Raw genomic sequence first — 13,741 nt, forward strand, 5'->3', positions numbered from 1 at the left:
CTCAATCTGCTTATGATTGGCTTAAGCCGTTGAATTCGGAGGCGCATATGTTTCGACTAACTATAGTTACTCTGTCGCTGTTCATCTTTCCGTTTGAGAAGGCATTGGCGGAAATCATCCATCTTCACGCCAAACGTGGAAATATTGAGGGCGTTCTCGCGGAGCTAGAAAAGGGTGTGCCGCTCGAACTTCGCAGTACGAACATGACAAGTGCACCGGGCGTTACACCGCTTTTTGTTGCGGCAAAATTCGGCCATACTGAGTTGGTTGAACTTCTTCTTGAGCGAGGTGCCGATCCCACAATTTTTTTCTATCAGGGAAATGATATTTATACGGTTGGAACCGCTCTCCACCATGCGGCCGGGTATGGTCATATCGAAGTAGTAAAAGTGCTCATTGAGGCTGGGGCGGATCCAGCCAGCTATGAACCATATATCTCAACTCCTTTGCATCAGGCGCTGAGAGCGGGGCACATAGAAATCGCCGAGGTGCTCATCGAAGCGGGAGCGCCACAGCGAGTAGAGAGCCAACCGATTGCCGATAAGTTGCAAGGTGCCAATGTTTCAAATGGAGAGTTTCTAGCCAAGGGGTGCGAAGTCTGCCACGGCAAACCTTCGTCGACGGGGATAACAGGTGATAATGGGCCCAACTTTTGGGGAGTATTCGAACGACCCACTGCGTCCGATCCCGAGTTTTCTTATTCAAGTTATTTGCGCGAATTAGGTTTGGTGTGGGATGCAGATACACTGAATAGCTATCTCGCTAGCCCATATCAGTTTGTACCCGGGACGACCAAAGTGATGCTCGGAATTGAAAATGAAAAAGATCGCGTGGATATCATTGCATATCTCGCAACATTGAAAGATTGAGCTGAATTCGGATGGCGACCAGTTTGTCCCGCTTTGCTGGGAGATGACAAAGTGTAGCGAACGTCTGCATTTCACCCACTCCGAAAATTGTTTGCCATGAAGCATCGGTCACATTGGGCTCGAAGCGGACTTGCGGCACCGCAGCGGTTCGAACTGTGGACTGCTCCCGAAAGCAGGCATTGCAATCGTCGAGATGACCGGGCGTTTTCAGCGTCTTCGCCCAATGCGCTGACATTCAGATTTCGGAAGCTGTCGTTGGGACAATCCTGGCTCGCCAACCGCTCAGAGCCCAAAATGAACTTGGTTAGTGGCGAAGCGTTCAGCACTTGTGATGAAAAAAGAATCCGCAAAGCTGATGAAAGCGCTCGCCTAGGTAGTGTTTGTCTGAAAGGCTGCGGAAAACGAAAGCTAGCAAAGCACGCAAAGCGAGGCTTTGTTTGCGCGCTGCAGATCATAGGGTTAGAGAATAACTCAAGACTTGATCTTCTCCATCTTTGGATCAAACAAGGGCTTCAACGAGGCCGTTGCGGGTATGCGTTCCCCCGCCACTTCGACCTCCCACGTTCCCTCACTAATGATGGCCGTTGTGAGGGGCGCGTCCAGCTCAGCGAAGCCAATACCGACAGCCCCGCCAAGCGAGTGGCCATATCCACCAATTTGCAGATGGCCGACCTCGGTTCCGTTCAGATAGAGGCACTCGTTTCCGTAAAGCAGCGGTTCGGGATCTTTCAGCAAGAATTGCAGCATCCTTACCTTTGGCACGCCTTCGGCTTTGATCGCGGCAAGAGCATCGCGACCGATGAAGCCGCCGGGTTTGTCGAGTTTCACGGCAAAGCCAAGGCCTGCGGAGATCGGGTTGTCAGTGTTGTCCACATCGAGGCCAAAATCGCGGTAGGCTTTCTCAAGACGCAGCGAGTTCAGGGTTTGCATGCCCGCATCGCGCAGGCCGAACTCTTTGCCTGCCTCCTTTAGCAGATCATAGACCTGAACGGCGGCGTATGAGGGTACTTGCAGTTCCCAGCCAAGCTCGCCCACGAAAGTCACGCGGAAGGCTTTCACCACCCAATAGCCGACGTCAATGTCCTGACAGGTCATGAAGGGAAAGGCCTCGTTCGACATGTCGGCTGAGGTGACTTTCTCCATCAGCATCCGGGCTTTGGGCCCGTGGATGTTGATCTGGGTGATGGCAGGGGTTAGATCGGTGATGACAACGACCTCGCCCTCCTGGATGTGGCGCTTCATGCGCATCAGGGTATGACCGTGGCTGTTTTCGCCTACGACCACCATGAACTGGTCCTCAGTCAGACGGGTCACGGTCAGGTCGGCCTCAAAACCACCCTGTTCGTTGACCCAAGCCGTGTAGACAAGGCGTCCCGGTTCCACATCAATGTCATTGCACGAGAGGCGGCTCATCAAAGCAAGCGCGTCGGGGCCTTCGACGTTGAACTTGGACATGGTGGACATGTCCATGATGATGACATCCTCGCGGGCGGCGCGGTGTTCTTCAGCGTGCCAGTCAAACCAGTTCTGGCGCTGCCAGCTGTATGTCTCGATCTTTGCCTGCTCTGGCGAGGGGGCAAACCAGTCGGGCATTTCCCAGCCGTGGCCTTCGGCAAACCAGGCGCCGCTTGCTGCCAGCCGGTCATGCAGGACCGAGCGTTTTAGGTCGCGGGCGGTGTGGTAGTTTTCGTTGTGGAAATGCTGGCCGAACATTTTGCCCAAGAGTTCCGGGCCACGGTCGCGGCGAAAGGCCTTGGTCGCCTCGTGCCGGGTGAAGCGGTTGACGTTGATGCCGGTGACGTCGATCTGCGGATGGCCGCTGACGATCCATTCGGCCAGCACCTTGCCGGTGCCCGCACCGTTCAGAATGCCAAGCGAGTTCATCCCGCAGGCCACAAAGCAGTTGCGAAGCTCGGGTGTTTCTCCGACCAAGGGGGCAAGGTCTGGAGTAAAGCTTTCGGGGCCGCAGAAGAGTTTGCGCACACCGACGTTCAGCGCATCGGGAACACGGGAATAGGCCTTTTCCAGATGCGGGCCGACGCGGTCCCAGTCGGGTTCGATTTCGCCAAAGGCAAAGTTCTCGGGGATGCCGTCGAGTTTCCAGGGGGCGGCGCCCGGCTCGAACAGTCCGAGCATGAGGCCGCCGACCTCTTCGCGGTAATAGGTATAGGTCGAAGGATCTTCGAGGACGGGGAGGTCGCGGCTGAGGCCGTCAATGTTCTCGGTAATGAGATAGTAGTGTTCCGCGGCTTGAAGTGGCAGATTGATACCCGCCTTCGCGCCCAATTGGCGGGACCACATGCCGCCGCAGATCACCACGTTTTCGGCTGTGATGGTTTGGCCATCAGCGGTTTTGACGCCGGTGGCAGTGCCGTTTCTGGCCATAATTTCGGAAACAGTCACGCCCTCGAAAATCTTCGCGCCGCCCATGCGCGCGCCTTTGGCAAGCGACATGGTCACGTCGACGGGGTTGGCGCGGCCATCCTCGGGAATGTAGAAACCGGCCAACACGTCGCTGAGGTCGCCGATGGGGAAGAGGTCGGCGGTTTCCTTGGGTGAGATTTCGTAGATGTTGATCCCGTGGCGGCGCATGAAGGGCGCGAGGCGGCGCATCTCGTGCACGCGTTCCTCGTTGTTGGCGATCTGTAGGTAGCCAACTTCTCGGAAGCCGGTCGGCACGCCCGTTTCCTTTTCCAGGTTGGCGTAAAGGTCACGCCCATGCGTATAGATCTCGCATTCAGCTTCGGACGGCAAAAGCCCTGCCACGATAAGCCCTGCCGCGTGCCAAGTTGTACCACTGGTTAGCTGGTCGCGCTCAAGCACCAAGACGTCAGTCATACCCAACTTGGTTAGGTGATAGGCTGTGTTACAGCCAATCGATCCGCCACCGATGATCACGGTTTGCGCGTGCGATGGGAGGGTGCTGGCCATAGTGCGCTCCTACTGAAAGAATCAAATTTGATCAAATCAATGCGTTGACTTTATTGAAAAAGCAAGGGATTGATTGAACGGATGTTCAGTGGATCTAGGTAAATGGCTGTAAAGGTGAAGAAAAAAACTCGCGTTGAGGCGCCGGAAGAACGGCGCAGGCAACTGATCGATGCGACGGTGACTTGCATTGCCAGTCACGGAATATCGGGAACGACACTGCGCAAGGTCAGTGAGACTGCCGGCCTTTCGTTGGGTTTGGTGAACTTTCACTTCGCGAACAAGGACACGCTTTTGCAGTACACCCTTGGCGCGCTAGCGGAAGAGCATCGCAATTTGTGGAAGCAAAGAGTGATGAAGACAGAGTTGACACCTGTCGAGAAAATTTACGCCATTGTGGAGGCGCAATTTCACCCCAAGATTTGCAGCCGAAAAAAATTGGCTGTCTGGTTTGCGTTCTTTGGCGAGGCCCGCCATCGAAAAGTATATCGCGAGATCACTTCGGGCATCGACGCAGAGCGAATGGAAACTTGTCGTACTTTGCTACAACAGATCGCTGAGGAAAGAACACTGTTTGGCCAGCCAGATGAGGTTGCCGCTACGCTCGAAGCCTTGTTCGACGGAACCTGGCTGAACATCCTTATGTACCCTGAAGCATTCACGCGCGCACACGCTGAGCGACAAGTTAAGGATTATCTCGGATTGGTGTTTGCCCAGCAATTTTCGGGCTGAAACCACATCTGCTGGTTGGATCAGGTTATCGGCAGATGTGGCCAAGTCTAGACAAGTGCAAAGTCTGCTTCGTCCGCATGTGAGACATAGAACTGGAGCGTAGCTAATGTCCGGATTGGATTTCGGTCGATTTGCGTGATTTGGACGTCCGCTTTTGGGAAATCGCGCTGCATTGCCGCGAGTATTTTTGCGATCTGGTTGGTGAGGGCGCGCGATGTTTGCTGCATCAGCATCCGGCAGCTAAGTCCGCATAGCAGTCATTCATGACAAGTGCAGCGTATGACCGCTTTGAGCCCGAAGCAGCCCGTTCAAAGTGTCGCGAGAAGCGCACTACGGACAAAGGGCCAAACAAGTAAATCAACACTCAGCAGAAAGCTTCCACAATCGTAGGGACTAGCACCTGATGGTCGGCGCGCGAGAAGCTGCTGACTTTGCGTCTATCGCGCAAATTGTGGTTTTCACCGCATTAGTTTGACTGCTTGTTCGGGGCCAAGCCAAGATGGTTGGTCGCAGGTCGTCGTCATGGATGCCCAGCCGCGATCCTGCGCTGAGGCCAAAATGCTGGTCATGACTTCAACAACATGGGTCGCCATCTCAAGGCTGCACCGGTGTGGACGGTTATCCTGAATAGCCTGAGCCATTTCCGCGAGGCCTGCGCAACGATAGTTGGCACGGTGCACCCCGGATCCATCCGAACCATTTGCTACAGATAATGGATGATTGTTGTCTGGTACCTGTGTGATTTCGCCCTGCGCCTTTGACATCAACACCTCGCCACCAAAAAAATTTGGGTCCGGAATGAACAAAGAGCCGCTGGTGCCGTATAACTCCATATTGTCGTGGCGATGCGCCCAGACGTCCCAACTTGCCCCAAATGTGATCAAAGCGCCGTTTTCGAACTCCAGGAGCGCGTGAACGTTTGTTGGGATCTCGACCGGAACCATTTCACCCAATCGTGGTCCATTGCCGATCTCGCGTTCAGCAAAGCTTGCCGAAGCCATGGCCGTCACGGCTTTAACCGGGCCAATCAACTGCACAAGATTGGAGATGTAGTAAGGGCCGAGGTCGAGGATTGGGCCGCCGCCTGGTTGAAAAAAGAAGTCTGGGTTCGGGTGCCAGGACTCCATTCCATGCGACATGACATGGCATGTGCCGCCGATGATCTCGCCCACCTCGCCGCTGTCGATTGCCGCACGGGCCGCCTGATGGGCACCGCCCAGGAAAGTGTCCGGCGCTGATCCGATCCGCAGATTTCGTTCTTGCGCCATTTTCCGCAGTGTTTCAGCTTCCTCAAGGGTCAACACAAACGGTTTTTCCGAATAGGCGTGCTTGCCATTTTCGAGGATCGACGTTGTGACACTGAAATGCGCGGCTGGGATCGTGAGATTGAGGATGATGTCGATATCGTCGGCTGCCAGCAGACCTTCGACCGTATCCGCGCGGACGCCGAACTCTTGAGCCCGGTCCTGCGCGGTTTCCATGTTCAGGTCCGCGACTGCCCGGATTTCAATATAGTTGAACAAAGGCGCAAGATTCAGATAGGCGGTCGAGATATTGCCGCACCCGATTATTCCGACACCATATACCTGCATCGCGTTCTTCCTCAGAATGATTGAACAGTTGCGAGTGACCGTTGAGCCATCCGCTTGTGATCATTGGGATTATCGTGCTCGATCACGTAACGTCGCACGAGAGCTGCATCCATCGCCCGCTTGATCGCAGGCCAGTCCATCGTGCCATAGCCGACATCTGCCCAGCCGTCTTCGTCCGCGTTTTCTCCTACTGGAGCAATGTCCTTCACGTGCACTGCGACCAGTCGTCCGGAGTATTTTTCAATCCATTGGACCGGGTCCTCGCCGCTGAATTTTACCCAAGCGAGATCAAGTTCGATCTGGATATCCTCGGAGGCCGCGGCAATCAGATCTAGAGGTGTCTGACCGTCGACGGGCACCATTTCGAAGTCGTGGTTGTGCCAGGCAAAGCCAAGACCTGCGTTCAAGACAGGTTTGCTAGCAGAAACAAGACGCTCGCCAAATTCCTTCCATCCCTGCGCCGAGGACGGACGATTTTCGGGTGCCACAAACGGGATGACAATTGTTTGAATGCCGATTTTTTTTGCAACGTCGATCACCCGATCAGGGTCGGTTTCGACCAAATCCAACGCAAAATGTGCCGTCGGCATGATTAGGCCATAGGCGTCGAGCAGGGATTTTGTCTTTTCAACATCATCAAAGTATGGACCGAAACCTTCGACCTCATTGATCCCCAGATCCGCGAGCATGGCAAAGGTTTCCTCCACGTCCCAGTTGCGCGAAGAATAAAGCTGATAGGAGATGGCAGGCATAACTCAATCCTTTGATTGTCTGACTGTTTCAATGATGGCAGACGCTTTTGGCTCACAGCCGCAGTTCGGATTTGGTGTCGAAGAGCGAGGCCTTTGATAGATCGAGCCCGAGCTGCAGTTTTTCGCCCACCGCGATCTTGGCCTGCCCATCCATACGGACGCGGAACGGGCTACCGGCAATTTCGCAGTCGACGAGTGTATCTGATCCTGTAGGCTCGATAAGGCTGACCGAAACATCTGTCTGGAAAGGGGCTTTGCCGACCAGTTCGCCGGTGATGACGTGTTCGGGACGGACCCCCAAAGTCGCAGGACCTGTCGCCGGGCCAGCGGAGAATTCGTACCCCGATAGTGGGATCGAAAGGTCGCCCGTTTCAAAAGCGCCGTTTTTGATGTGGCCTTCCAGAAAGTTCATTGACGGTGATCCAATGAAGTCAGCCACGTATTTGTTTACAGGGCGACTATAGATTTCTTCCGGCGATGCCAGTTGCATGATCTGACCGCCGCGCATAATCGCAATACGATCCGCAAGCGTCATGGCTTCGATTTGGTCGTGGGTTACGTAGATCATCGTATTTCCGAGGTTCTGGTGCAAACGCTTGATCTCGACACGCAGGTCCGCGCGCAGTTTGGCATCCAGATTCGACAGCGGCTCATCGAACAAAAAAACGTCGACGTCCCGCACCAATGCGCGTCCTATGGCAACTCTTTGACGCTGGCCTCCCGACAGAGCGGCCGGTTTGCGTTTAAGCAAGGATTCGATTTGCAGGATCTCTGCGGCACGTTTGATGCGGGCTGCTATTTCGGCTTTAGGCAGTTTGGCGTTTTTCAGACCAAATGACAGGTTTCCCTCGACAGTCATTTGAGGATAGAGCGCGTAGGATTGAAAAACCATGCCGATACCGCGCTCGGAAGGCTCCGCCCACGTCACGTTCTCGTCGTTGATAAACAGCTGACCTGCGGTTACGTCAAGCAGGCCGGCGATACAGTTTAACAGCGTGGATTTTCCGCAACCGGACGAGCCGAGAAGTACTAGAAACTCGCCTTTGCCGATTTCCAGATTGAGGTTTTGCAGCACTTTGACCGAGCCGAACGCCAGATCAAGATTTTTGATTTCAACTGAGTTGCTCATGAGGGTTTACCCTTTGACAGCGCCGGCCGCGATACCGCGGACGAAGAGTTTGCCGGAGACAAAATAGATGGTCAGCGGAACAAGACCTGTAATTATGGTCGCTGCCATATTGACGTTGTATTCCTTCACGCCTTGCGTGGAATTGACGATGTTATTGAGTTGTACCGTCATCGGGTAAGTATCCGGGCCGGTGTAGACTACGCCAAACAGGAAGTCATTCCAGATGCCTGTGACCTGCAGGATCACGGCGACGGTGAAAATGGGCACGGACATCGGCAGCATGATGCGGAAGTAGATGCGCCAGAACCCAGCGCCATCGACGCGAGCGGCTTTGAACAACTCTTCCGGCAACGAGGTAAAGTAGTTGCGGAACAGCAGGGTCAGAATGGGCATGCCAAAGATCGTGTGGACAATGACCAACCCGGTGAGTGATCCATAAAGACCGACTTCTCGCAACATGATGACGATCGGATAGAGCATCACCTGATAGGGAATGAAGGCGCCAAATATCAGGATGGTGAAGAATGCGTTTGCACCTTTGAAACGCCAGTTCGCCAAGGCATACCCGTTCACCGATGCAACGACGATCGAAATTAGGACTGAAGGGATTGTTATTCTGACTGAATTCCAGAAGCCGACCTTCAAGCCTTCACAGTTCAAGCCCGTACAGGCTTCGGACCAAGCCTTGACCCAGGGCTCGAATGTGACTTCGAGCGGCGGGGCAAAAATGTTCCCGACGCGTATTTCCGGCATTCCCTTCAGTGACGTGACAACCATGATGTAGAGGGGCAGCGCGTAGTAGACTGCAGCGACGAGCAAGGTGCCATAGAGTAAGATGTTTCTCCGCGAAAGCATCTTGGTGGGTTTGGGCCCCTGCGGCCCCTCGAGCGTCGTAGACATGACATCAACCATGTTTCTTCCCTCCTCCGAACTCGAGGATGGCCCAAGGGATGACGACAAGGGCCACTGTGAGCAGCATCATGGTCGAGGCGGCGAAGCCCTGACCAAGGTTGCTTGCGCCAAACATCATGTCGTAGACGTATTTGGCGGGAACTTCGGTGGCGATACCGGGGCCGCCGCTGGTTTGCGCGACGATCAAGTCATATAGCTTGACGATGCCGGTTACTGTCAGAACCAATGTCGTTATAAACACCGGGCGCATCATGGGAATGACGATGAACAGATAAGTTTTCCATGCGGGAATGCCGTCCACGCGTGCGGCTTTCCAGACATCCTGATCTATCCCGCGCAATCCGGCGAGCATGAGGACCATAACCAGCCCGCTGCCTTGCCAGAGCCCGGCAATCAGGACACCGAATATGGCGATTTCCGGGTTGTAAAGCGGGTCGAATTCGAAGCTTTGCCACCCCATTCCCCTGACGATGGCTTCGATGCCGAATTCAGGGTTCAGTATCCATTGCCAAACCAACCCTGTGACGACAAAACTCAGGGCATAGGGGTAAAGGATGACGGTGCGGATGGTGTTTTCAAAACGTATTTTCTGATCGATCAGCGCCGCGAGGATGAACCCGATCACGAACACCAGAGCGAGCATACAAAAGCCATAAATTGCAAGATTCTCGATCGCAACCAGCCACTTTTTCGTACCCCAGAGGCGGTCGTATTGATCAAGGCCAACCCACTTCAGCCGCGGCAGCAATCCCGAACTGGTGAAGCTGTAAACCACTGTCCAGGCTGTCCCACCAACGAACACAAACAGAGCAGTAACGATCATGGGGATCGAGGCTATTTTTGCGTTCAGGTTGCGGAACAGTTGGTTTGGGCGTTGCGAAGCCATCTGCTCCCCCTCCCTTCAACTGTTGGTGTCGGATTGCGGGCAAGTGAGCCCGCAATCCACTGTCAGTATTTATTCAGCCCGACCGATGATCTTGACGAATTCTTTCTGCGCATCTTCGGGTGTCATCGACGCATCCGCAAAGAACTCTGTGAACAACGTTTTCAGCTGATCGTTGGTGTCTGGCGTGATCAACTGGTTCACGTCGGGCAGCAGCGCGCCCGCCTTGAGCAAATCGAGGCCTTTCGCCATGCAGTCATTGGCTGCGTCTAGGTTTACGTCACCGCGCACAGGGAGCGACCCCTTCTTGAGGTTGAAGGCCACTTGCGTTTCGGGATCGAGCATCAGTTTGGCTAGCTCGGTTTGCGCGGCGATCTGGGCTTCATCCGAGAGAACAGGGAAATAGAACGCATCTCCGCCTGTTGAAAGACGCGGATTCATGCCCAGCCCAGGAAGGCAACTGTAATCTTCGCCAGCGGTAACGTTTGCGACTGCCATTTCACCCTGCGCCCAGTCCCCCATGATCTGGCCACCGGCTTCGCCTTTGATGACCAGCGCGGTCGCGTCGTTCCAATTCTGAACCGTTGAGTTGGCGGCCATTGAACGCGCATCGGCAGCAGCTTTGAAGACGCTGGCGACTTCGGCACCACCAGCAACATCCGTATTCTTGTCACCGTATACGCTGTTATAAACTTCACTTGGCAAGAGGCTTGCGATCAGAACACTGAACGCACCAGCCTGCTGCCAGCCCTGCTGACCCATGGCCATGGGGATCTTGCCCGCGGCTTCGAGCGCGGAGGCCGAGCTTACGAATTCAGTCCAATTTGTCGGGATGGGAACACCTGCATCTTCGTATGCCTTGTGGCTGACCCAGAGCCACTGCCAGGAGTGAATGTTGACAGGCGCGCAGTAGATGCGGCCATCAACAGTGCAGGAAGCCAGTAGAGAAGGTGGGTTTACCAGATCGGTCCAGCCTTCTGCTTCGGCAATGTCGGTGATGTCACGGAGCAGGCCCGCTTCGATCAGCTCTTCAGCCTGCCTGCCATGATTGAACTGAAACGCGCCCATCGGATCTCCGCCAACAATACGGCTTATCATGACCGGCCTTGCGTTGTCGCCGCCCGCGATGGCTGCATCGACCCAGGTGTTGCCTGTTGCGTTGAACGCGTTCGCGATTTCCTTGACCGCCTCGGCCTCACCGCCCGACGTCCACCAGTGCATCACTTCCAATTCAGTTGCCGACGCGCTTGTCGCCACAACAAGCGCTGTTGCCGAGAGCAGATATTTTATCCGTTTCATGCCATCCTCCCTTACTATAACGTTATAGTAAAAATCTATATCGTTACAGAAATGCCTTGCAAGCAATTTTTTTGACTCGCTATAAATCCATCTGAGTACTGCCGAAGCCGGTCGCGATGGAAGTACACATCTTGCGCAAGTTGCCAACTATTGGTGAACGGAGAGGGTCGATGAAGAAAACGGTGGCCGAAGTCAGTCAATTAAGTACTGAAGAGTTGGTCTCTCAAGTTCTGCCGGGAGAGCGACCGACGCAGAAAACCATTTCGCGCATCAGTGGCTTAGCGGTGGCCACAGTTTCGCGCGCGTTGGGCGATGCACCGGACATAGGACAAGAGACAAAACAGCTTGTTCGCCACGTTGCGGATGCCATCGGCTACGTTCCGAACCGCGCTGGAGTGCGTCTAAGAACCGGACGTACAAATGTTATTTCACTTGTTGTTCCCGCCGAGGGCGACGTCATCAACAACACATCAAGATTGACCAGTTCGATTGCGCAGGAACTGCGTGGCACAAGGTTTCATCTCAACGTGCTGCCTTGGTTCCCCGACGAAGATTCGCTGCGGCCCATCGAGTATATCGTCAAGACACGCTCTGCTGATGCCGTCATCTTCAACATGACCGAACCCGAAGACCGGCGCGTCGAATACCTGCTTAAGCACAACTTCCCTTTTGCAACGCATGGACGGACAAAATGGTGCGAGCGGCACGCCTACTACGACTATGACAACAGCGCTTTCATGCGTGTGGCGATCAATCGTTTGGCTGCAAGAGGTCGGGAAAATATCCATGCGATCCTGCCACCGCTAAATCAGAACTATTCGCAAGATATGAAGCGCGGGCTGGAAGAAGCTTGCAGCAGGTTGGGCTTGAGCTACCGCATCGCTCAAAACGTTGACAGCGATCAGTCCTCGGACCAGCTCCGGCACTGGATAAAACACAGGCTACAGAACTCGCCGGAAGTTGATGCAATCGTCAGTTCGTCGTCTAAAACAGCGATTGCGGCAATCGTTGCGATTGAACAGATGGGGCGCAAGCTCGGCGAGGATATCGACGTGTATTCAAAAGAAGTAATCCCCGTCCTGAAAATGTTCCGTGAGAATATTGTTGTCGAGTTCGAGGATGTCAGTGACGCTGGCCGGTTTCTGGCCAAAGCCGTTTTGCAGTTGTTACTGGAACCCGAGAAAAAGCCCATGCAGCACCTCGAAATTCCCGTTGACCGAATGCGACATTGAGTGAAACCCTCTGTTGCCGCGACGCAGAGCTCCAGAGAAGCACCGCAGTCGCCAAGCGACTGCTTTGTCCGCTGAGCAGAAGTTCGACGTGAGCCGAGTGAATGGCCGCTTTGTTAAGCTAAGCAAGATCAAAACTCACAATTCAGAAATTCCTTTCGGCGCCTACGGAAAACCTCACAGGGAGACTTGGCTGGACTTTTTGGTCTTTCAGCGGTGGCATGACCGCCTTCAACCGTCTTGCCTATGCCAGCATTGCGGATCTGAATGACTAAGCTTGTTGACTGCGATAAGGCGCAAACAGCGGTATAGGTGGCATATATTCTGGTCCGAAAGATGTTAGTGAGGAACTGTCACACAAAGGAACGACATATGAGAGTATGCGGTTGCGAGATATCGGCACAGGAAGTTCGGCTTGCCGTTGTCGACCTGGATGACGAGGGCAAGGTAGAGATGCTCCGACCGAAGACCACAAGGATTGAACTCGAGGATGACACATCCGAGGCAGATCTGCGTTCATTCATGGCCAAGCTTGATGAGTTTGCTCGCGAAAACGAGGTTGGAACATTTGCGATCAAAACGCGCGCAAAGAAAGGCCGTATGGCAGGCGGTGCGGTCTCTTTCAAAATCGAGACTCTGATCCAACTCACAGAAGGATGTCACACTAGGTTCGTCAATCCGGTGGCTTTGTCCAATTTCGCCAAGAAGGAAGTGAAAGAGTATCCCGAGAAGCTGCCGGTCTATTTAAAGAACGCCTTTCTTTCTGGTGCTTATACATTGGCAAAGGGCTGATGTCAGATCTGGGATAGGCGTTCGGGGGTATTGTGGTTTGTTATGCTACCAACCGAAATCCAGAGACTGTCACCCATGTGTCACCCAGGCTTATTGGCGCGCACCCGCACGCTGTCCTTAAGTTATTGATCTTGAATAGAGATCAAAGATGAAACACCGATCGACACGCGCATACGGAGTTTGCGTGTCATTGGAAACACAATGCTTCGAACGTTGGCCACTGGCGTTCTTGATTGGCGCTACCAGGATGCCCCCAGGACCGCCGGAGTCCTGTTTCGCGGGGGTAACGTCGTCAAATTGCCTAGAAGCGCCCCAGCGGCGATCTCAGCGTGTCTGGCGGCGTTTGTGGGGGTACACGAACGCTTGCCAGCATCCATCAACGCGAAGAAAGCAACCGTCTAGCACTGCTTGGTCTCCGAACCAATTGACCACCTGGATCTCTTCTAACTCGCGGTCGAGCTCCTCAAACCGTTCGATACAAGCGGACATGTCCGGACTACGGTCACCGAAAGTGGACAACACACCAACGCCAGTATCTGGGCATATCCTAATGTCGCGCACAAAGCAGTCTAGTTCTGCGTCGTAGGTCTGCATCAGTTCAACTTCTCGGATATGTGGTTTCAT

12 protein-coding genes are annotated in these 13,741 nt (G+C 54.2%); 4 read left to right on the top strand and 8 right to left on the bottom strand.

What is annotated here, in order from left to right:
- The first annotated feature begins 47 nt into the window (after positions 1 to 47).
- Entirely contained in the window at positions 48 to 869 is an 822-nt protein-coding gene (locus ACR3E7_RS18025; RefSeq protein WP_480504822.1) for an ankyrin repeat domain-containing protein, read from the top strand.
- A 471-nt stretch (positions 870 to 1,340) separates the two neighbouring features.
- On the opposite strand, the gene ACR3E7_RS18030 is transcribed toward ACR3E7_RS18025, so the two are convergent.
- On the bottom strand, positions 1,341 to 3,800 hold the full coding sequence (locus tag ACR3E7_RS18030) for a GcvT family protein (RefSeq protein ID WP_480504820.1): 2,460 nt from the start codon (positions 3,798 to 3,800) through the stop codon (positions 1,341 to 1,343).
- Positions 3,801 to 3,902: 102 nt separating this feature from the next.
- On the opposite strand from ACR3E7_RS18030, the gene ACR3E7_RS18035 reads away from it, so the two are divergent.
- The gene (locus tag ACR3E7_RS18035; RefSeq protein ID WP_480504818.1) at positions 3,903 to 4,529 is read left to right on the top strand and encodes a TetR/AcrR family transcriptional regulator; all 627 of its coding nucleotides are present in this window, start codon (positions 3,903 to 3,905) and stop codon (positions 4,527 to 4,529) included.
- A 458-nt stretch (positions 4,530 to 4,987) separates the two neighbouring features.
- Here ACR3E7_RS18035 and ACR3E7_RS18040 read toward each other — a convergent pair whose 3' ends face one another.
- From ACR3E7_RS18040 to ACR3E7_RS18065, 6 genes are all read right to left on the bottom strand, one after another.
- Positions 4,988 to 6,121: a Gfo/Idh/MocA family protein gene (locus ACR3E7_RS18040; protein WP_480504816.1), complete on the bottom strand. Its 1,134-nt coding sequence runs from the start codon at positions 6,119 to 6,121 to the stop codon at positions 4,988 to 4,990.
- Positions 6,122 to 6,132: 11 nt separating this feature from the next.
- Positions 6,133 to 6,873, bottom strand: a complete 741-nt coding sequence (locus ACR3E7_RS18045; RefSeq protein WP_480504814.1) for a sugar phosphate isomerase/epimerase family protein — start codon at positions 6,871 to 6,873, stop codon at positions 6,133 to 6,135.
- A gap of 52 nt (positions 6,874 to 6,925) precedes the next feature.
- Positions 6,926 to 8,002, bottom strand: a complete 1,077-nt coding sequence (locus ACR3E7_RS18050) for an ABC transporter ATP-binding protein (protein WP_170602464.1) — start codon at positions 8,000 to 8,002, stop codon at positions 6,926 to 6,928.
- 6 nt (positions 8,003 to 8,008) lie between these two features.
- Positions 8,009 to 8,914: a carbohydrate ABC transporter permease gene (locus tag ACR3E7_RS18055; RefSeq protein ID WP_170602463.1), complete on the bottom strand. Its 906-nt coding sequence runs from the start codon at positions 8,912 to 8,914 to the stop codon at positions 8,009 to 8,011.
- Positions 8,907 to 9,800 (bottom strand): carbohydrate ABC transporter permease, encoded by an 894-nt coding sequence (locus ACR3E7_RS18060; RefSeq protein WP_170498952.1) that lies wholly within the window; start codon positions 9,798 to 9,800, stop codon positions 8,907 to 8,909. Before ACR3E7_RS18060 ends, ACR3E7_RS18055 begins: the two co-directional genes overlap by 8 nt.
- Positions 9,801 to 9,869: 69 nt before the next feature.
- Positions 9,870 to 11,096, bottom strand: coding sequence for an ABC transporter substrate-binding protein (locus ACR3E7_RS18065; RefSeq protein ID WP_170602462.1), 1,227 nt, complete (start codon positions 11,094 to 11,096; stop codon positions 9,870 to 9,872).
- Positions 11,097 to 11,266: 170 nt separating this feature from the next.
- Between ACR3E7_RS18065 and ACR3E7_RS18070 the strand changes: the two genes are divergently transcribed.
- Both ACR3E7_RS18070 and ACR3E7_RS18075 read left to right on the top strand, forming a co-directional pair.
- Positions 11,267 to 12,328: a LacI family transcriptional regulator gene (locus tag ACR3E7_RS18070; RefSeq protein WP_170602461.1), complete on the top strand. Its 1,062-nt coding sequence runs from the start codon at positions 11,267 to 11,269 to the stop codon at positions 12,326 to 12,328.
- 369 nt (positions 12,329 to 12,697) lie between these two features.
- A complete protein-coding gene (locus tag ACR3E7_RS18075) occupies positions 12,698 to 13,117 on the top strand; it encodes a DUF3010 family protein (RefSeq protein WP_170482268.1) in 420 nt (139 codons plus the stop codon).
- A gap of 324 nt (positions 13,118 to 13,441) precedes the next feature.
- Here ACR3E7_RS18075 and ACR3E7_RS18080 read toward each other — a convergent pair whose 3' ends face one another.
- Positions 13,442 to 13,741, bottom strand: a complete 300-nt coding sequence (locus ACR3E7_RS18080) for a hypothetical protein (protein WP_171727350.1) — start codon at positions 13,739 to 13,741, stop codon at positions 13,442 to 13,444.

Source organism: Ruegeria sp. BK1 (assembly GCF_056535645.1).

Bases quoted from the DNA above. Each gene is read 5' to 3' on its own strand.
- ACR3E7_RS18025 (WP_480504822.1), top strand. From the start codon at position 48: ATGTTTCGACTAACTATAGTTACTCTGTCGCTGTTCATCTTTCCGTTT.
- ACR3E7_RS18030 (WP_480504820.1), bottom strand. From the start codon at position 3,800: ATGGCCAGCACCCTCCCATCGCACGCGCAAACCGTGATCATCGGTGGC.
- ACR3E7_RS18035 (WP_480504818.1), top strand. From the start codon at position 3,903: ATGGCTGTAAAGGTGAAGAAAAAAACTCGCGTTGAGGCGCCGGAAGAA.
- ACR3E7_RS18040 (WP_480504816.1), bottom strand. From the start codon at position 6,121: ATGCAGGTATATGGTGTCGGAATAATCGGGTGCGGCAATATCTCGACC.
- ACR3E7_RS18045 (WP_480504814.1), bottom strand. From the start codon at position 6,873: ATGCCTGCCATCTCCTATCAGCTTTATTCTTCGCGCAACTGGGACGTG.
- ACR3E7_RS18050 (WP_170602464.1), bottom strand. From the start codon at position 8,002: ATGAGCAACTCAGTTGAAATCAAAAATCTTGATCTGGCGTTCGGCTCG.
- ACR3E7_RS18055 (WP_170602463.1), bottom strand. From the start codon at position 8,914: ATGGTTGATGTCATGTCTACGACGCTCGAGGGGCCGCAGGGGCCCAAA.
- ACR3E7_RS18060 (WP_170498952.1), bottom strand. From the start codon at position 9,800: ATGGCTTCGCAACGCCCAAACCAACTGTTCCGCAACCTGAACGCAAAA.
- ACR3E7_RS18065 (WP_170602462.1), bottom strand. From the start codon at position 11,096: ATGAAACGGATAAAATATCTGCTCTCGGCAACAGCGCTTGTTGTGGCG.
- ACR3E7_RS18070 (WP_170602461.1), top strand. From the start codon at position 11,267: ATGAAGAAAACGGTGGCCGAAGTCAGTCAATTAAGTACTGAAGAGTTG.
- ACR3E7_RS18075 (WP_170482268.1), top strand. From the start codon at position 12,698: ATGAGAGTATGCGGTTGCGAGATATCGGCACAGGAAGTTCGGCTTGCC.
- ACR3E7_RS18080 (WP_171727350.1), bottom strand. From the start codon at position 13,741: ATGAAACCACATATCCGAGAAGTTGAACTGATGCAGACCTACGACGCA.